At 64.7% G+C, this 18,566-nt stretch carries 16 protein-coding genes and 1 pseudogene; 7 read left to right on the top strand and 10 right to left on the bottom strand.

The annotated features are described in order from the left end of the window. The first annotated feature begins 40 nt into the window (after window positions 1-40). Window positions 41-679, top strand: a complete 639-nt coding sequence (locus L5014_RS07725) for a hydrolase (RefSeq protein ID WP_238462994.1) — start codon at window positions 41-43, stop codon at window positions 677-679. A gap of 125 nt (window positions 680-804) precedes the next feature. Then, the gene (locus L5014_RS07720) at window positions 805-1,191 is read left to right on the top strand and encodes a DoxX family protein (RefSeq protein WP_238462993.1); all 387 of its coding nucleotides are present in this window, start codon (window positions 805-807) and stop codon (window positions 1,189-1,191) included. 85 nt (window positions 1,192-1,276) lie between these two features. Here the strand turns inward: L5014_RS07720 and L5014_RS07715 are convergent, their stop codons facing one another. The 3 genes from L5014_RS07715 to L5014_RS07705 all read right to left on the bottom strand — a co-directional run bounded on the left by L5014_RS07715 (window position 1,277) and on the right by L5014_RS07705 (window position 4,943). Further along, window positions 1,277-2,212: a VOC family protein gene (locus tag L5014_RS07715; RefSeq protein ID WP_238462992.1), complete on the bottom strand. Its 936-nt coding sequence runs from the start codon at window positions 2,210-2,212 to the stop codon at window positions 1,277-1,279. Window positions 2,213-2,229: 17 nt separating this feature from the next. Then, on the bottom strand, window positions 2,230-4,023 hold the full coding sequence (locus tag L5014_RS07710) for an FAD-dependent oxidoreductase (RefSeq protein ID WP_238462991.1): 1,794 nt from the start codon (window positions 4,021-4,023) through the stop codon (window positions 2,230-2,232). A 68-nt stretch (window positions 4,024-4,091) separates the two neighbouring features. After that, window positions 4,092-4,943 carry a fumarylacetoacetate hydrolase family protein gene (locus tag L5014_RS07705; protein ID WP_238462990.1) on the bottom strand — a complete coding sequence of 284 codons (852 nt, stop codon included), beginning with the start codon at window positions 4,941-4,943 and terminating at the stop codon, window positions 4,092-4,094. 155 nt (window positions 4,944-5,098) lie between these two features. On the opposite strand from L5014_RS07705, the gene L5014_RS07700 reads away from it, so the two are divergent. After that, window positions 5,099-5,911, top strand: a complete 813-nt coding sequence (locus L5014_RS07700; RefSeq protein WP_238462989.1) for a GntR family transcriptional regulator — start codon at window positions 5,099-5,101, stop codon at window positions 5,909-5,911. A gap of 52 nt (window positions 5,912-5,963) precedes the next feature. Here L5014_RS07700 and L5014_RS07695 read toward each other — a convergent pair whose 3' ends face one another. Continuing rightward, window positions 5,964-7,427, bottom strand: a complete 1,464-nt coding sequence (locus tag L5014_RS07695) for a sulfatase family protein (protein ID WP_238462988.1) — start codon at window positions 7,425-7,427, stop codon at window positions 5,964-5,966. Window positions 7,428-7,525: 98 nt separating this feature from the next. Beyond that, window positions 7,526-8,023, bottom strand: a complete 498-nt coding sequence (locus L5014_RS07690; protein ID WP_238462987.1) for a MarR family winged helix-turn-helix transcriptional regulator — start codon at window positions 8,021-8,023, stop codon at window positions 7,526-7,528. A 193-nt stretch (window positions 8,024-8,216) separates the two neighbouring features. Between L5014_RS07690 and L5014_RS07685 the strand changes: the two genes are divergently transcribed. The 3 genes from L5014_RS07685 (at window position 8,217) to L5014_RS07675 (ending at window position 11,619) form a co-directional block, all read left to right on the top strand. Next, a complete protein-coding gene (locus L5014_RS07685; RefSeq protein ID WP_238462986.1) occupies window positions 8,217-9,014 on the top strand; it encodes an alpha/beta fold hydrolase in 798 nt (265 codons plus the stop codon). Between the two features lie 30 nt (window positions 9,015-9,044). After that, the gene (locus tag L5014_RS07680) at window positions 9,045-10,361 is read left to right on the top strand and encodes an MFS transporter (protein WP_238462985.1); all 1,317 of its coding nucleotides are present in this window, start codon (window positions 9,045-9,047) and stop codon (window positions 10,359-10,361) included. 118 nt (window positions 10,362-10,479) lie between these two features. Beyond that, on the top strand, window positions 10,480-11,619 hold the full coding sequence (locus L5014_RS07675; RefSeq protein ID WP_238462984.1) for a porin: 1,140 nt from the start codon (window positions 10,480-10,482) through the stop codon (window positions 11,617-11,619). A gap of 77 nt (window positions 11,620-11,696) precedes the next feature. On the opposite strand, the gene L5014_RS07670 is transcribed toward L5014_RS07675, so the two are convergent. Genes L5014_RS07670 through L5014_RS07660 form a run of 3 tightly spaced genes read right to left on the bottom strand, consistent with a single transcriptional unit; the run spans window position 11,697 to window position 14,333 of the window. After that, window positions 11,697-12,140 carry an aconitase X swivel domain-containing protein gene (locus tag L5014_RS07670; protein WP_238462983.1) on the bottom strand — a complete coding sequence of 148 codons (444 nt, stop codon included), beginning with the start codon at window positions 12,138-12,140 and terminating at the stop codon, window positions 11,697-11,699. Next, a complete protein-coding gene (locus tag L5014_RS07665) occupies window positions 12,133-13,392 on the bottom strand; it encodes an aconitase X (RefSeq protein WP_238462982.1) in 1,260 nt (419 codons plus the stop codon). Before L5014_RS07665 ends, L5014_RS07670 begins: the two co-directional genes overlap by 8 nt. Beyond that, on the bottom strand, window positions 13,389-14,333 hold the full coding sequence (locus tag L5014_RS07660) for a carbon-nitrogen hydrolase family protein (RefSeq protein WP_238462981.1): 945 nt from the start codon (window positions 14,331-14,333) through the stop codon (window positions 13,389-13,391). Before L5014_RS07660 ends, L5014_RS07665 begins: the two co-directional genes overlap by 4 nt. 141 nt (window positions 14,334-14,474) lie before the next feature. Here L5014_RS07660 and L5014_RS07655 point away from each other — a divergent pair. Continuing rightward, window positions 14,475-14,732 (top strand): annotated as a pseudogene (locus L5014_RS07655) (arginase family protein); the annotation flags it as partial. 269 nt (window positions 14,733-15,001) lie between these two features. Here the strand turns inward: L5014_RS07655 and L5014_RS07650 are convergent. Both L5014_RS07650 and L5014_RS07645 read right to left on the bottom strand, forming a co-directional pair. Then, window positions 15,002-16,165 (bottom strand): DUF4382 domain-containing protein, encoded by a 1,164-nt coding sequence (locus L5014_RS07650; RefSeq protein ID WP_238462980.1) that lies wholly within the window; start codon window positions 16,163-16,165, stop codon window positions 15,002-15,004. Between the two features lie 226 nt (window positions 16,166-16,391). Beyond that, complete coding sequence (locus tag L5014_RS07645; RefSeq protein ID WP_238462979.1) at window positions 16,392-18,500, bottom strand: site-2 protease family protein; 2,109 nt, start codon at window positions 18,498-18,500, stop codon at window positions 16,392-16,394. Window positions 18,501-18,566 lie beyond the last annotated feature (66 nt).

Raw genomic sequence — 18,566 nt, 5'->3', positions numbered from 1 at the left:
TGAAAGCCGAATCCCACCCTTTATTGGACAGGAGAAACTTATGGCCAGCGAACCGATTCGCGATCCCGCCAACGACCATCTGCTGACCCCGCAGAACGCCGCATTCGTGATCATCGATTACCAGCCGGTACAGGTGAATTCGATTGCGTCGATGGACCGGCAGTTGCTGGTCAACAATATCGTCGGCACGTCCAGGGCGGCGGTGGCCTACAAGCTGCCGATCGTCCATTCGACGGTCAACGTCAAAACCGGCCTGAACAAGCCGCCGATTCCCCAGTTGCGCGCGGTGCTCGGCGATTACCCGACTTACGACCGCACCTCGATCAACTCATGGGAAGACGTCGAATTCCGTGCGGCGGTCAAGGCAACCGGCCGCAAGAAGCTGATCATGACGGCGCTCTGGACCGAAGCGTGCCTGACCTTCCCCGCGCTCGACGCGCTCAAGGAAGGCTACGAGGTCTACGTCGTGGTCGATGCCGTGGGCGGAACCTCGGTGGCCGCTCATGAAGCCGCGCTTCGCCGCATCGAGCAGGCGGGCGGCAAGATGATCAGCGTCGCGCAGCTCTTCTGCGAACTGCAGCGCGACTGGGCGCGCAGTGAAACCGTTCCCGCCTTCATGAACCTGTTCATCGAGACCGGCGGCACGGCTGGCATCCAGTTCGCCTACGATCGGACCTGATGCGCAACTGACGCGCAACCGACTGGCCGGGCGCGCGCTCCCTGCGCGCGCCCGGCTTTTTTCCATTTGTTTCGACGACACCGTAGCCGTCCCGCGACGCTCGAACAATCATTTCCGGATGCACCATGGTCGACTACTACCTCCTCGCCGGGCGTTTATTCATCGCATTGATGTACGTGCTTAGCGGCTTCAACAAGCTGCTGTTTTTCAGCCACGGCCTCGAAGAGGTACAGGCCAAAAATCTGCCCTTTCCCCGCCTCGCGCTCAGCGGCACGATCGTCGTTCAACTCGTTTGCGGAGTGGCAATCATGGCTGGCTGGCAGACCGCGATAGCGTCGGTCCTGCTCGCGATTTTCACGCTCGCGACAGCCGTGGTCTTTTACGACTTCTGGAAACAGCAGGGCGCGCAGCGAACCCTGTTCTTCACGGGTTTTCTCGAACACATCAGCATCATTGGCGGGTTCGTTATTCTCATCGCGTCCGGGCCAGGCCGATTCGTGCTTCCCTCGTGATCCTGGCCCGTTCGTCTTTCTCGACCCGTTCCGGCGCGCCTGACTGCGGGTCCGACTGCGGGTCCGACTGCGCGCCTTCCCCCCTTCAAGCCTCGGTGTTCTCGAAGAAGTAACCGGGAACGTCCGGCCCCCAGAGGTACAGCGAATCCTCCGGCGGATGATTGCCGCACGGCCATTCGGTGCCCGCGTCGACATAGTCGATGTCGGCCGAATACTCCCAATACGAGCCCCACGGATCGCGCACGTACTGGAAATAGTTCGAGCCCAGCACATGGCGCCCCACGCCCCACCCCTGCGTGTAGCCCGCGCGCTCCATCTGCATCTTGCCAAGGCCGACTTCGTCCACGGTGGGCACATCCCAGGCACTGTGGTGCCAGCCCTTGGCGCTTCCCTGGGCAAATGCCACCAGATGATGATCGCTGCCATGCCGGGCGTGCAGGAACGCAACGACGCCCTCCGATCCATCGGATAGCCGCAAGCCCAGCGCGCGCTCGTAGAAGTCGACGATGCGGCTCACGTCGGGTGTGAACATCAGCACGTGCGAAAGCCGCGTCGGGCACGCGCCGGGCGCTTCAGCGCGAAAGTGCGCACCGCGCAAGGAACGCGCCCCAGGCGCGTGCGACGCCTGCGGCTTGCAGCCCGGCGAGGTCTTCACCCCGGGCCGCACCTGCAGCAGGTTGCCGTCCGGGTCGTCGAACCAGAACCCGTCCTCCGGCGCACCGGGCGGCGCCGCCGCCTCGCGGCCGCCGGCGTCGAGAATCTGGCTGCGCAGCGCCGCGAAGTCGTCGGCGAAGCAGTTGAACGCCAGCCATGCCAGCCGCTTGCGCTCGCCCGCCCGGGCCCTGGCCCACACGTGCGTACTGCCCGGCGCGCGGACCAGCAGTTCCCGCGGCTGCGCCTCCAGTTCCAGGCCGAATGCCGACAAAAAATGCGTCGCATCGGCAAGGCTCGGCACCTCGAGCGCGAAATGGTCGATCGAGTGAACGCCAAAGCGCGCCGGGTGGGTCTTCGTTACGATCATGAATCCACTCCCTGAGGTCAGGCGGAGACGCCGGCAGCGTCCAGTTTCGCACGATCGTCCGTGCGCGGCGACCGGCCCAGAATCGCGCTCAGCGCGCGCCGCAACTCGGCCAGCGGATCGGCGGCAAGCGACGTCGAGCGATACGCGACGAAGCGGTCCGGGCGGACCAGCACGCAGCCGTCGTCTTCCATCTCGCGCTGCGCGGCCCATTGGCCGTAAGCGTCGAAGGTCCCGGTGCCGTGCGCAATCGACACGGCATTCACGGTAACGCCGAACTCATCGCCGACGCGCTGCGCAGCCTCGCTCCACGCTTCGCCGCCAGGCCCCGTCAACACGGTGAATGCGCCCTGCCCGACGAGGTCGAGCGTTGACACGAGCTGGTCGTCGCGCTGGATCCAGGCGTGCGGCAGACAGGCACCCGGGGTCGTGGTGGGATGATAGTAAAGCTCGGGGTCGCGAGTCGGCTCCGGAAAAACCGCACCATCGGCCACGACGGCGGACGACGCGTAGCGCTGTCCCAGTTCCACCCCGTGGCAGTTGAACTGATAGTTCTGCAAATCGATCGCCTCGGCCAGCGTCTTTCTGCGCCGCTTGCCCGCCTCGCTCCCCGCGAACAGCTCGTCGAGCGACGCCCAGCCATCGGCCGCGCTTTGGCCTTCCTGGAAGCCGAGCGCCTGCGCGATCGGCAGCATCCCCGCGACCGACTTGATCGCGCGATTCACGACCCCTTGCGCAACGGGCTGGCGCTCGTCCGAGTAAGTCTGCAACAGCGCCGGGGACGCCTGCCCCTTGACGATCATCGCGAGCTTCCACGCGAGATTGAAGCCGTCCTGCACCGAGGTGTTCGAACCGAGACCGTTGGCGGGCGGATGGCGGTGCGCTGCGTCGCCGGCAATCGCGACGCGCCCCTTCACCATGGTCTGCGCGAACATGCGGTTGATGGTCCACCTGGACACGGCCTTCACGCGAATGGGAATGTCCGGGTCGCCGATCGTCGCGCGGGCGCGCGCGATCACCGCTTCTTCGCTCAGGTCGGGCTCGCCATCCTTCGGGTTGTACATGAACAGCAGCACCCACTCGTTCCAGGGCCGCACGTTGATCCACGTGCCGCTTCCCACCCAGTAGTCGCTGCCCGGCTGGCACATCCAGTAGAGCACGCCGGGACGGTGCGCCGTATATTTCTCGAGATCCACTTCGAGCCAGCAGTTGACCGCACAGCCCAAGCCCATTTCGCCTTCGTATTCGAAGCCGAGCTGTTTCGCGACCACGCTTTGCGCGCCGTCCGCGCCCACTGCGTAGTCCGAAACGATTTCGAACTCCTCGCCGGTCAGGCGGTCGACGACCTTCGAGTGCACGGCGTCGTCCGTCTGCGTCATCGACACCAGCTCGGTATTGAACAGGAACCTGGCGCCGTACTCGCGGGCAGCCGTCAGGATCACGGGCTCGAGCAGATGCTGCGGCGCATTGCACATCTGCGAAGGACTCGCCGCCTCGTAATCCGCCTTGCGCTTGACGCCCGTGCCCCAGGTTTCCAGGCGCGCGATTTCCTTGCCGGCGAAGCTCGTCGCCCAGACGTTATTGCCCATCAACTCGTTCGAGGTGGCCAGCGCGCGCACGCGGTCCTCGATGCCGAGATCGCGGAACACCTCGACGGTGCGCTGGTTCGTGATGTGCGCGCGCGGCGAGTGCGCGGTGCCGGGGTAACGCGTGATCGCCAGCACCTCGACGCCGTATTTCGCCAGCAGCGCGGCGGTCGTCAGGCCGGCGGGGCCGGCTCCCACTACAAAAACGGGGACGCGAATCTGTCTCATGTCTGCTCCTGTTTCCTCTGAGTCTCTTCCTGAGTCTCTTCCTCTGTCTCTCTCCTGGCCCGGCACGCTCAGCGCTGCGGCGCCTCGTCCTGGACCACGTTGCGCAGCACGCCGAGCCCTTCGATCTCCACCTCGCACACGTCGCCCGCGCGCATGATCAGCTTCGGCTCGCGCGCCCAGCCGATGCCGGCCGGCGTGCCGCTCACGATCACGTCGCCCGCTTCGAGCGTAATTGCCTCGCTGATGATGGCAATGAGCGAGGCCACGTCGAACAGCATGTCGTCCGTGTTCGCGGACTGGACGACCTTGCCGTTCAGGCGCGTCTCCAGCTTGAGCCCCTTGCCGCCCGCCGGGACTTCGTCGGCCGTGACGAGCGTGGGGCCGAATGCGCCCGTGGCGTCGAAGTTCTTGCCGACCGTCCATTGCGGCGCCTTGAACTGATATTCGCGCACGGAACCATCGTTGAAGATCGAGTATCCAGCCACGCAATCGAGCGCTTGTGCGAGCGGCACGTGACGGCCGCCGCGTCCGAGCACCACCGCCATCTCGCCCTCGAAATCCAGCGAATCGGACACGAGCGGGCGGATCATCGGCGCGCCGTGGCCCATCAGGCTGGTATTGAAGCGCGGAAACAGTGTCGGATAGGACGGCTGATCGTACGGGCTTTCGTTGGTGTGGTCGGCGTAGTTCAGGCCCACGCAGATGATCTTGCCAGGCTTCGTGAGCGGGGGAAGCAAGCTGACCTCGTCGACCTTGTATTCGGTGCCGGATGCCCGGCGGGCCTGCGCCCAGGCGACCAGATCGGTGCCTTCGGCGAGCAATTGTTCGAGCGTGGTGTCGTCCAGCGACACCACGGTGGAGCCCTGCAGCACGCCCAACTGGCGTGTCTTACCATCGGCCGAGAAATTTACATAGCGCATGACGTCTCCAGATCGGATAAGGGGGCGAACACATCAGGCGTCGCCTTCGGATATAAAAGTACAAAATATATATATTTTTGTCCAAGAGCGTTAACCCTTAGATGTGGATACACTTTCGTTTTAAATATAATTAAGGCTGGACGCAGGAGGATTTCGTGGACATCACGCTCGACAACGCCGACAGCAGCTCGCCGCGCACCCTGGCATCGGTGCTGGCAGACGCCATACTTCAGGACATCGTCACGGGCGCGCTGCCGCCCGGCTCAAAGCTCAAGATCCGAGAGCTGGCCGAGCGCTATCAGACGAGCGCGATTCCATTGCGCGAAGCGGTGTCGCGGCTCGCGATGAGCGGTTTCGTCGAAACGGAGGATCAGCGGGGTTTCCGGGTGACGCAGGTCTCCAAGGAGGACCTGGAGGACATCACGTCGGTGCGGCAGTGCATCGAGTCCGAGGCGCTGCGCGACGCGATCGAAAGCGGCAATCTCGAATGGGAAGGCGCCGTGCTCTCGGCATTCCATATGGTGAACAGCCAGCCGACGGTGACGGGCGATCCGCCCCGCATGAATCCCGCATGGGAGCGCGCGCACGACAATTTCCACACGACGCTGCTCGCGGGCTGCCGCTCGAAGTGGCTGAAGCATTTCGCCGCGACTTTGCGCACGCAGACGGCGCGCTATCGGCACATGTCGTTGCGCAGCCAGCATGCCAGCGAGCGCGACGTCGGCAAGGAGCACGAGGCAATCGTGAAGGCCGTGCTGGCCCACGATGCGGATCGCGCCTGCGAGTTGCTGCGCGAGCATTTCGCCGCCACGACCCGGCTGGTGCTCGATCGCGGAGAGGGAGCCGATACGGCGCGCGATGCGTCGAGCGAGGATGGCAATAAGGACAGCAATCAGGCCGTCAATAAGGACAGCAATAAGGACAGCAACAAGACCGCCAGCGCGCGGAAACGACGCGCGGCGGCGTGAGGGGCATCGCACACCTGAACGATCTGGTGAACGGCGGGATGGCCCACCGCGCCTAGACCATCCGATACTTGTCCGGCGCCGGTGTGGGGCCCTTGTTCCCGACCTGCCACGCCTTCTCTGCGCCACCATATCTCGCGACCAGATCCCGCTGGTCGCGCTTCGCGCGCGCATCAACCCGCTCAGGATCAAGAAGCGCTTTCAATCGCGCCTCGAACTCCTCAACCACCAACCGGTAATCGCCGCATGGTGCGAGATTTATCGTCTCTTCCGGATCGTCGACGATGTCGAACAGCTCGGCGGGGTAATTCACGTAGTGGTGATACTTGTAGCGCCCGCTGGCCAGCATATAGGCGGCGCCATCCGCACCCACCGCGTGATATTCGCTGAACCCGGGCCGATCGAGATCGTCCGCTGCGCTGGCGATCTGGATCAGCGACCTGCCCGGCAGCCCTCGCTCCTCCGCTATCGGCGCGAGCCCGACGGCGTCCAGTGCAGTGGGATAAACGTCCACGAGCCCCACGTTGGTTCGCCGCGTTGTGCCCGCTGGTACGCCGGGCCCGGCGACAATCATCGGAATGCCGGTTGACTCGCGATATAGCGTCGACTTGTTCCAGAGTCCACGCGCGCCCAGGTTGTCGCCGTGATCCGACGAATAGACCACGACGGTGTTCTCAGCCAGCCCCGAGCGATCCAGCGTGTCGAGCACGCGTCCGATCTGCGCATCGAGAAAAGAGACCAGGCCAAAGTAAGCCTGCCGCGCGATACACCGGCGCTCGTCGGTGCCGAGCGCCGCGTCGTGGTCCCAGAACTGCGCCATGCGCTCGACCCACGGATGCCGCGCGTGCCCATCGCGCGGCAAAAGCTTGGGCAAGGTGGCCGCTTCCTGCGCGTACAAAGAAAAGTATCGCTCGGGCACGACGAGCGGCATATGTGGCGCGACGAATCCGACGAACAGCGCCCACGGCTGCGGGTCGTCGCGGTGCGCTTCGAGCCACTCGACGGTTCGCCCGGCAATGCGCATGTCATAGCGGTTATAGGCGGATTCGCCAGGCCCCAGTTCGTCGAAGATCGGCGACGGCCCCCGATAGCGCGGCAGCGGATCGCGCACCGAGCCCCATACCAACCCTACGCCATCCTGAATATTCATGGCCTCGTGCTGCGCGCAAAATCCGCTCGGGTCGCCCTCGCGGCGAAAATGCAGCTTGCCGATGGACTCCGTGCGAATGCCCGCGTTCGTCAGACGCTGATGCCAGCTCGTACTGCGCCCTTCATAGGCAATCGCATTGTCCCAGTAGCCGATTTCGTGGACATAGCGGCCCGTGGCCAGGCTGCTGCGCGCGGGCACGCATATCGGGCTTGGCGTGTACGCGCGTTCGAAGCGGGTGCCTCTCGCCGCCAGCTTGTCGAGGTTGGGCGTGCGAATCCACGGGTTGCCGTAGCAGCCGGTATAGCGGGGATCGTGCTCGTCGGAGAGCAGGACCAGGAAATTCCGGGGCTTTTGTGCGGATTCGGACATGGCAGACTCGTTCGGGTAGCAATGTCCGAAGTATAGGCCGCTTAAATTGTCATGACAACATTGTTTTCACAATGTAATCGCCCCGCCCCCGGCCCTCCTCAGTTGCCTTTGGAGTCACCTTTGGGTGACGGGTCGAGCATCGTCTCGGCGACGGCCTGAAGGCGTTCGACGAAGCCCTCGAACTGCGCGTACTCCTGCGCCGTGAACACCGCCTTGAGCCGCTTTTGCCGGCGCTGGGACCATTCGGATGCCTCGAGGTGCAAGGCCTTGCCGGCCTCGGTGAGCTTGAGCGAGAAAAGCCGGCCGTCCGTTGGCAGCGGCGCGCGTTGAATCAGCCCCTTCTTTTCGAGCGCCACCACGGTCCGGCTGACCCAGGCCTTGTCGACCGCGATCGTCTGCGCCAGATCGTTGAGGGAGATCGGCCCGCGGATGCCCACCACCGAAACGATGCGCCATTCCGGCACGCTGACGTCCGTAACCTCGGCCAGGTCGCGCGCCGCGGAACGCGCGAGCGTATTGGAAAGCAGCAGGAGCCGGTACGACAGGTTTTGCGTGACGTCGACGGGTTTGCCTCGCCGGCTTGCGGGTTTGTCCATGCCTTTATTGCCTCCGTTTGGATAGCGCGAGCCGCGCCCCGCTTGCCCGCGGAGCCGGCGTGTGTGTTCGCGCCCTGTTCAGTCACCCGGCAACATATCAGTTCACATCCCCATTGACAACGCAATATTGTGAACACAATCTTGTTATGACAATGAACAAAGCTTCTATCCTTTTTTCTGGAGATTGCACATCATGTACAGGCTCAGGCAAGGCACCGGCACACCGGTATTCCTTCTGCACGGCTTCTGCGGCAGTTCGGCGGGTTGGGGCGCCCTTATTGAAACGCTTGCTGAACGGTTCGACGTGATCGCGCCGGACTGGCCGGGCTTCGGGCGCAGCGCCGGCTTGCAGCCCTGCCGCAGCATCGCGCAATTCGCCGGAACCCTTATTGCGCTAGCCGACGAGCTTGAAGTCGAGCGCTTCGCGGTGCTGGGGCACTCGGTTGGCTCGTTCGTCGCCCAGCAATTAATGGTCAGCGTTCCGAATCGCGTGGAGGCCGCCGTGCTCTATGGTTCCGGTCTGCGCATGGACAACACGGCGCGCTTCGAGAGCGCGGCGCAGACCGTCGAGCGGCTGAAGGCCGAAGGCGCCGGGCGCACCATCGAACGCGTGGCGAAAACCTGGTTCGTGGACGGCGAGCGCCATGGCGGCTACGCCGAGTGTGTGGCAGCCGGTGCGGGCATGACCGAGGAAGCCGGCGCGGCGGCCATCACGGCAGCGCAGCCGCACGATCTCAGCGAAGCGCTGCGCACCGTGCAAACGCCCACGCTCGTCATTGGCGGAGAACGCGAGCGTACCTTCCCGCCTGCGCTTGCACGCGCGCTCGCCGACACGCTGCCGCGCGGCAACCTTTGCATCCTGCCCGATTGCGCGCACGCCGCGCATCTGGAGCGGCCCGGCACCTTCAATGCAATCGTGCGGGACTTTCTGCAACGCAACACCGCCGCACCGCGGACTCGCGCCCAGTCGCCCGCCCGCTGTGGCGCCTGAATCGTATCGACGAACGCAGGAGAGGCAATCATGAATACATTCGTGCGAGCGTGGCTCATCGTCGTGTTGCTGGTGGCGCTCATGCTCATCAATTTTCTGGACAAAGTCGTGCTCGGCATGGTGGCGTCGCCGCTGATGAGCGAGCTTGGGCTCACGCCGACTCAATTCGGCTTTTTAGGCGGCAGTTTCTTCTGGTTATTCGCGGTCTCGGGCGTCGTGCTCGGGCTGACCGCAAACCGGGTATCCGCGAAAAAGCTGCTGCTGTGGATGGCGCTCGCGTGGTCGGTCCTGCAGTTGCCGATCTACTTTTCATCTTCGCTCGGCGTGCTCGTGATCTGTCGGGTGCTGCTCGGCGCCGGCGAAGGCCCGGCTTGGGCCATTGCCGTCCATACGATCTACAACTGGTTTCCCAACGAGCGGCGCGCGCTGCCTGTGGGCGTGCTTGCGCAAGGCGCCATGGCGGGCCTCCTGCTGGCTGGCGCGCTCATCCCGCCCATCACCGTGATGCATGGCTGGCGCACCAATTTCCTGCTGCTCGGCCTCGTCGGGCTCGCGTGGGCCGCACTCTGGCTGTGTCTCGGCAACGACGGCCCAGGCGTTGCGCACAGCGCTCCCGCCGCCCGCAAGGAAAGCCTCGAACGCATCCCGTATCGCTATCTGCTGCTCAACCGCACGGTGCTCTCGACGATCGCCATGCACTTCGCGTTCTACTGGAGCTTCGCGCTGGTGCTGACCTGGCTGCCGTCGTATCTCAACAAGGGGCTCGGCTTTGCGCCCATTACGGCAGGGCGGTTGTTCTCCGGCTTCGTGATCGTCAACGTGCCCGTCAATCTCGTGCTGTGCTGGCTTGCGCAGGATCTCTCGCGCCGCGGCTTTTCCTCGCGTGCTTCGCGCGGGCTGTTTACGGCTATCGCCTTTGTCGTCGGCGGCGCCCTGATGTTCGTGCCGTGGCTCACCAGCGTTACCGCGCTCGCAAAAATCGTCGCGCTCGCGGTGGCGTTCGGCGCGGTAACGACGGTGGTATCGCTCGGGCCGGCAATGCTCTCCGATGTGTGTCCGCCCGCGCAGCGCGCCGGCCTCATTGCGATCGACACGGCCATCGCCTCCGTCGCGGGCGCACTGGCCCCGCTGATGATGGGCGGCATGATCCAGCAACTCTCGCGTAGTAGCGGCCTCGCCCATGCCTATGAGACCGGCTTCGCGCTGGCAGGCGCGCTGCTCCTCACCGGCGGTGCGCTCGGGCTGTTCTGCGCGACGCCCGAAGCGTCCGCACGCAAGATTCGCGCAGTAATGGCCGAACGCGAGTGTGTCCGGAGGGGGGGCATCGCGGAGGATCTTCAGTCGTAGCGAACGGGACGCGAACGCACCCGCGCACAAGTCCTGTCGAGCAATTGCTCGCGTCCCTTACACCATTCCTTTCAAATTAATTCGCATTCCTTTTTAACCAACGTGGACGGGAAACGACATGATCAAGCAATTCGCGATCGGTGCGGCCATACTGGCAGCGCCGGCTCTGGCAGCCGCGCAAAGCAGCGTCGCGCTGTATGGCCTCATCGACGCGGGCGTTGCCTGGTCGAACAATCAGGGCGGCCATTCCGCGGTGCAGGCGGTCAACGGCGCGGCGGCCGGAAGCCGTTGGGGGCTCACCGGCAGCGAGGACATCGGCGGTGGATCGCGCATCGTTTTCAGGCTGGAAAACGGCTTCAACGTGATGAATGGCGCATTGGGACCCGGCACGGAAATGTTTGGCCGTCTCGCCTATGTCGGCGTCACGCATCCGCAGTTCGGTACGCTCACGCTCGGCCGGCAATACGACGCGGTCGTCGATTCCGTGCAGATCTACACGGCTGCGCTCTGGTCCACGCGCTTCGGCTCGACCTTCCTCGATCTGGACAATCTCTCCAATACGGCCCACAGCAACAATTCCATCAAATACACGAGCCCGAAGCTCTGGGGCCTTCAGGCGGTGGGCCTCTACTCCTTCGGCAATACGCCAGGCGCATTCGGCCAGAACGCGAACTGGAGCGTCGGCGCCAACTACAATGCGGCCAGCTTTTCCGTGGGCGTCGCCTTTTCGCATGCCAATCATCCCTGGCAGTCGATCTACGACACGACGGGAACCTATGAGGGTTTCGCCCGCGGACTCTACGCGAATCTCCAGAACGCGCAGACGGAGCGCAATCTCGTGGTTGGCGCATTGCTCAAACTCGGCCAGGCAACCATGAACTTCGCCTGGTCGCATGTCACGCTTTCCGGTCTCGACAAGTCCAACACCTTCGCGCCCGGAGGCGACTTTACGCTCGACAATTACCAGGCCGGGCTGCTCTACTGGATCACGCCGAGCGTTTCCGTGGGCAGCGCTTATATCTACTCGAAGGGCGACGTCACGCCGTCGGGACGTCATCCGGACTGGCAGCAGGTCAATGTCGGCGCCGATTATGTGCTCTCGAAGCGCACGGACATCTACCTCGCCTTGATTGCGCAGAAAGCAGGCGGCGACGGTCTGGGCGCGAATGGCAAACCCATTGCGCAGATCGCCGGCATCACGCCTTCCAGCACCGGCAAGCAGTTCCTGACGACGATTGGCTTGCGGCACAAGTTCTGAGCACGCGGCAACGCCATGGAAAAAGAGCGGGCCCGGCATGCCGGGCCCGCTCTTCGTTTCTCACTTCGACGATTCGCCTACAAGATGGTCAGTTCGCCGCGCGCCGGATCGAGACGCACCCGTTGGCCAGTCTTGAGATACTCGACAGGATCGACTTCGAAGCCATCTGCAATGGGAATGCCGGCGAGCACGGCACCCTGCACGACGACGGGGTTGGCCCGGCGACAGAGAATCGCGAGCGGCGCGAGGCCGCGCCGGCGCAGATCCGCAAGCGCCCAGGAGGTGGCAATGCCGCCCTTGGGCGTCGCGAAAACGAAGATCTTTCCAGCGATCGATTCGCCATACAAATCGTGGCCGGGACGCGCAAAAACCCCTTTTTGCCGGTCCATGTCGTAGCGGGCGTTAAAGCCGTGCGCGGAGACGATCAGTTCGCCTTCTATCGCCTCGCCGTAACCCTGCGCGAAGCGCAGCACCCGCGTCCGGTGCGAAGCGGCCGGCGACGCATTCACAGGTTCACGCATGGCGAAGCTCTCCGGCAACGGCCGACTCGACGCACGACGCGACATCGAGCAGCGTTGGCCGGTAGCCAAAGCCGCCGGCGATATTGGCCAGCTTCGCCGAGGGCGTGACCAGCGTGCGAAAGCCAAAGCGCTCGCGCACCTGGGCGGGCGACATCACGTAAAAGCAGGTTCCCGCGAGCAGTTCGGCCCCGGCGTCGTGCAACGCCTGCGCCATGCCGAGCCGTTCGAGCTCGCTCCTCACCTGATGATTGACCGTGATGATGAGCCGCGTGCCGCGCGCGACGTGCCGCGCACCGAGGGCATCGACGATCTCCTTCACTTCGAACAAGGAAAGCTGCGGCGCGCTGAACACCACGAGATCGACACGCTCCCCCGGCTCGGGATAGCGCTCGTACACCGCGCGGATGTCCTGCATGGTCAACGTGCGCCGCACGGTACGCGCCACGTCGCCCTGGCACGCCGCGTCGAGCGTGGCAGCTTCGGGCGTCGCGCCGATCACATGGAACATGGCCGTCGAGCCGAAACTCGCGAGCGACGCCGCAAGGTGCTTGAGTTCGTCGATGCATGGCGAACTGTCGGGTGTGACGATTGCGGGCACCTTCCAGTAGTCGGCCAGTTCGCTGCCGATCAGCGCCCCCAGCGCGCCCCAATCGCTGATGCCCCGCAACGTCCCTTCGATTTCGAACACGTGCGTCGCCCGACGTCGGGCCTCGATGTGAAACCCGTACTCGGGCGTGCAACCGGACAAGGCCGCCGCGATCGAAGCGGGGCCGCCCTCGAAATTGCTGCGTGCGCCTGCCACACCGTTCGCGAATGCGACAGCGCCCGTATCCCCCCATGCGAGATGCTCGCGAAAGCGCGGCGGGCTCACGGTCTGATAGTTGATGCAGGTGGAGCTGTCGACGAACCCCATCGTGCGCAAGCCATCGTGCAGCGCACGTTCCATATCGACGTGTGCGGACGGCAAGCAGAAGTCGCGCCAACGGCAGAAGTCGACGCTGCAGGCCGCGGTGGTGGCCGGCACCCGCACGCGCGCACCCGCCTCGGCCATCTGCTCGATCAGCGCCAGCCCGCCTTCGCCCATGATGCCGATCTCGGCGCCCGCATGCACGGAAGCAACCGGCACGAGCCGCGTCGCGCCAAAGAATGCGCTCACGCCAATCTGCTGCCCGATCGCCCAGCGCGCGGCCGCGCCGAACGCACCGGCGCGCATCGCTTCCTGCTCTTCGCTCAAGCGTAGCGTGCCAGTCATGGCTTGACCGTATGCGAACGCGCATCGAGATCGACAACGTCGAGACGCGCAGAATGGCCGCATACGTCATAGCCCATCTTCGCAGCGGGTATCTCGTCGCGCTCGATCGTCACGAGCAGCAGGCCTTCCTCGCACTCGCCGAGCGGCACCCCCAGCGCGTTGCCGTGTGGCCCGAACGCGCGCGCGAAACCACCGCCTTTTTGCAGACGTGCACGTCGCTCGGGCGTGTCGCATACGAGCTCGATCATTGCGTCCGTCACGAGCGCACAGGGTGCGAGCACATAGCAGCCGCCCTCGACGGCATAGACCTGGCTAAGCGCATTATTGACCTGCGGCCCTATACCCACAGCCTGCGGCTGATCCAGCGAAAAGCTCGGCCACGCGGCAACATGAATGTCCTCGTGCTGCCGGTGGAGCGCATATTTGAAGAGCGGCTGGCGATGCTCGCCGCAACACAGCCCGCCTACGCGGCCAAGCGGCGTATCGGCCACATTGAGGTTATCGCCGTCCCCGTCTGCAAAGAGACCGCGCTCGACCAGCCCAGGCTTGAGCTTGCGGCGCCGCCAGAGGGTTTGCCCATCCTGATCGATGAGCCACTGGCCGATGTAAAGCGTGTCGCCCGCGCGCTCGGCCACGCCCATCGCCACGACCATGTCGTAGCGGCGCGCGGCTTCGCTCAGCCGCTGCGCGTTCGGACCCGAATAGTCGAAGGCCTCGCGCCGATAGCGGCTGGCGAACCCGCGCGAATCGGCCCACGCCTGCGGCCCGAGCCAGGCCCACCACGGATAGCCCGGCAGCCAGAGTTCGGGAAAGGCGATCATCTGCGCACCGGACTCGGCAGCGCTGCGAATGAGCTCGACAGCCTTCCCGGTCGACGCCTCGATATCGAGGTACTGCGGCGCGGCCTGCACCACCGCCGCGACGAATCTGGACTCGCTCACTGATTCCTCCGATGAAAGCTCGTAAATTTTTAATGTCAAGACAACATTGTTATCACAATAATATTCCCGCGTCTACGCCTGGTAAAAAGTCATCTTTGCGAAACCCATTTCGTGTCACGCACATCATCGTCATGCTTTCCGGTTGACGCGCACGCGGATGTCAACGACACGATGATGGGCGAAAAGATTGCACACGGCACGCCGTTTCGCTGCACGGTCGAAGAGGGGGCGCTCGACTGCCAGCGTGTGGTGCAGATTGGTTTGCGCGGCACGGGCTACGCCGCCGAAGACTTCGACTGGTGTCGCGAGCGGGGTTTTCGCGTGGTACGGGCCGAGGCGTGCGGGAACCGCTCGCTCGATCCGTTGATGGCAGAGGGGCGCGTGGGAGGAACGCCGGTGTCGGTGCGTGCTAGTTGGCGTGTTCGTGGGGTATCGAGGCGGATACGCGACGCACGTTTAATCGACTTCTGCTTCAGCAGTTTCCTTTCTTCGCCTGTCCGGGCGGACAGAACCCATTGCCCGGACCGCCGTGCGGACCCGCGTCCGGCAGGTATACCGCGCATCCGCTCAACACACCGGCGACCACAGAGGCTATCAGCAATATTTTTCGCATCTTTTTCTCCCGGTCCGGAAGGGGCGACGTGCCCTTCCGGCCGGCATCGTAACGTTTAGAAGGAGAAGTTGACGTTTGACTGGCTGCCTGCGCTGAGGTTGACCGTCGACGACTGGGTCGCGCCGCTCGCCGCATCGGCTTCGATGCCATACTGCCCCGCCGCGGCCGGCGCTGCAGTCAGCGCAACCGGAAGCGAACCCGAATACGTGCCGATCATGGGCGCGGCGGTCGGCAACGTCAGCGAGTAGTTGCCGGTGTCGAGATTCGCATTGGTCGACGCGATTTCATACGACGCGGAGTCGATGCTCTGAAGCGCCCGTACCGCAGCAGCCGCGCTGGGGGTGACCGTGCCACTCACCGAATTCGAGGCCGAAGCAGCCAGCGCAATCGGCGTCTGCGAAGTCGAGAGCGCCGTCGTCGTGTTGACGACCACCGGCACCGAACGCACGATGCCCGTTGTCTCCCCGCTCTTGACGATCACGACGTCGTAATTGCCCTGGGTCGAGCTTTGCACGAGCGGCGAGAGCACGAACTGCCCCGTGTTGTCCGTGACGGTGCCCTTCACGATCTGTCCGTTCTGCTCGGCATAAACAGTTGCGCCCACATCGTTCGGCGCGACGTAGCCAGCAATCGCACCGCTCACCACGGTCGGCGTAGCGCTCACCACCGGCTTGAGCGCATAGGAACCGTTGCCGCGCTGAACGATCGATTTGCACGCATTGAAGTCGAGCACGAGATCGACCAGGGTATTCGCCTGTACCGTGAACGGCCGGATGATCTTGTAGCCGCTTTGCGTGGCGCTTGGCGTATCGAGCGGCTGCTCGCTGCCGCCCGTCGGGATAATCGAGTTGGACAGCGTGTTGCCGGTATTCTGCGCAAGCACCAGACGGACTTGCTGGTACTGTCCGGCCGGCAGGGCCGTCTGCCCGAGATCCGCGAGCACGCCGTTGGAAAGCGAGAGCAGATCGAGCTTCTGCGGATTGGCAACGTTGATGTCAACCCAGCCCGCGTCGTTGTCGCCCGCGTTCGCGCTGGCATTGACGCGGATTTTCGTCACCGTCACGTAGACATTGTTGTAACCGCAAGCAGGCGCATCGGTCATCGAGACTTTGAGCGTACCGGTTGGCGTACTGGTATCGCTGCCGCCTCCGCCACCACATGCCACAAGCCAGGCCGACGTCAGCGCCGCACAGGCGAGCGTTTTCCATGCATTTTTCATTTTCAGCCCCCACCGGGTTTTTTTCTTGGTGAGCGAAGCATAGGCCAAGCTTGGGAAGGTATGACAGGACATCTTGAAACGTGCGGTAACAAGTACGTCAATTCGTAACAACTGGCATTGAGCGGCGTTCAGGATGCGTCGCCCTGTACCGTTTTGCCGACACTACCGACACTACCGGCGACCGGCCGCGCCTGAAGCGCGGCTTGCCGCACCGCCACATGGGTCTTCAGGCGCCGCCCTCGCGCTCGAAGACCGATACGAGACGCTTGAGCGCGCGCCAGAGGAAACTCTCGCGCGCGCCGCCTATCGTCGCCGTGCCGACGATCTCGCGCGGCCATGCCGCATTCGCCGGGCATGCGCCGACACGCACGCGGTAGGTGGCCGCGAGCGGCACGAGCTGGTGCGTGCCAGGTTGCGCCTGCACCGGCAGCGGGCCGCCATAGACGCTCGCGAGCGATGGTGCATCGAGCGTGGCGAGGTTGACGCGATCGACGGCCGTGACGCGGCAATGCAGCGCCTCCAGCTCGGGCACCGCCGCAACGAAGCTGACACTGTCGCCGGGTGCAACGCGCGCCGCATCGTCTTCGCCGACGAACGCTTCGCCCTTCACGCCTGCCGGCCCGACGACGGCGAACAAGCGCTCGCCGCGCGGCAGCCAGGTGCCGGGCGCGAGTTCGTCGTCGGTTTGCACCGCACCATCGAACGGCGCGCGCAGCGTGAGTTGCGCGACCTGCGCCGTCAGCCCCTGCACCGTTTCGCGCGCCGCTTCCCAGCGCCGCCGCAGCGCCACGCCCTGCTCGAGCAGCCGCGCGTCAAACGGTTGCTGCTCGAGTTGCCAGCGCAACAACGCTTCCTCGGTCTGGGCCGCTTGCAGCCGATGCGCGAGATCGGGCGAAGCCAGCACGGCCAGCACGTCGCCTGCGCGCACGCGCTGCCCGTCCCGGGCTACCGGCGCCGTCTGCGTCACGTAAGCGGCTTCGGGTGCGTAGAGACCTTGTGCGTGCAACGGGCCGAACACGGCCGGCGCATTGACACCGCCATGCCAGGGCAGCACGAAGAACGCGAACAGCAGCCCGCCCACGATGGCGCTGCGCCGCGTTTCGCGCCTCCAGTGCAGGTCCGCGCGACGACGCCAGCAGGCGAGCACTTCGCGAACGACCGGCCGCGCGATGAACCATCCGAACTCCACGCAAAAGAGCACGAGACCCAGCGCCTTGAAAAACGCGTGATAAACCAGCAGCGCGATCGAAAAAAACACGACGAGCCGATAAAGCCAGGTCGCGAACGAAAAGGCGATCAGAAAGCGCCGGCGTTGCGGCGCGCACGGCTCGGGTTGCGGGTCGCCGAAGCCGAACAGGCGTTCGCGCATCCACCAGCGCCCGAACGCGAACGCGCGGTCGTGCAGGTTCGGCATGTCGAGCCAGTCGGATAGCAGGAAATAGCCGTCGAAGCGCATGAACGGGCTGGCGTTGATCGTCAGCGTGCCGATCCAGGTCGTTGTCGCGAGCAGGAAAGCGCCCGCGCGCAGCGGCCCGTCGGGCAGCACGCTCCACGCGAGCGTGGCGAACGCCGCGAGCGCGAGCTCGGTCAGCATGCCCGCCGCGCCGATACGCAAGCGCTCGGCCCGCCCCGGCACCTTCCAGGCTTCGGTCGTATCCGTATAGAGCACCGGCACCATCACGAGCAGCGCCACGCCCATCGTCGGCACGCGGCAGCCGTAACGATGCGCGGTGAACGCATGCCCGAACTCGTGCAGCACCTTCGCCACGCCCAGGGCGATGCCAATCGTGAGGAGTCCGTGCAGATCCGCGTAACTGTGGAACGTATGGACGAACTCGTCCCAGCGGCGCGACACCAGCACGAGCCCCGCCAGCGCCGCGCCTGCGACGACCGCCCAGAACGCGGGCCGGTAAGCAAGTTCGGCGTAGCGCGCGAAGCGCCGCAGGAACGGCATCGGCCGCCAGAGCGGCACGCGGATCATCAGGTAGTGCTTGAGGAGCCACATTGCGTGCGAAAGCTGGCTGGCCGCGGCGGCGCCCGCGAGCCGCCCGGTGTCGAGCGCGTTCGCCGCCACCAGCAGATGCTGCTGGCGCAGCGTCTGCACGAGTGCCTCGAAGTCGTCCAGCGTCAGATTCAGCGTGGTCTCGGCATTCACGGACGCGACGATCGCGGCGGCATCGCCCATCGACCAGCGCGAGAGCATCTCGAACGCGGGCCAGCCAATCTGGAAGAAGCGATTGCCCGCCGGGTCGTGGAGCATCCACGTGGGCGCGCCCTCGGGCGTCGCGGCGGCGGGCGACAGGCTCAGTTCCTGGCGAAGAGTCGGAAGAGGCATCGAAGCGCTACGTCAAGTGAGAGAACACACGGCATATATACGTGTACATACGCGTACACACCACGC

This window comes from Paraburkholderia tagetis, assembly GCF_022213065.1.
Taxonomy (GTDB): Bacteria; Pseudomonadota; Gammaproteobacteria; order Burkholderiales; family Burkholderiaceae; genus Paraburkholderia; species Paraburkholderia tagetis.
Note: the sequence above shows the minus strand (reverse complement) of the source record. Positions and strands in the feature narration are given on the sequence as shown.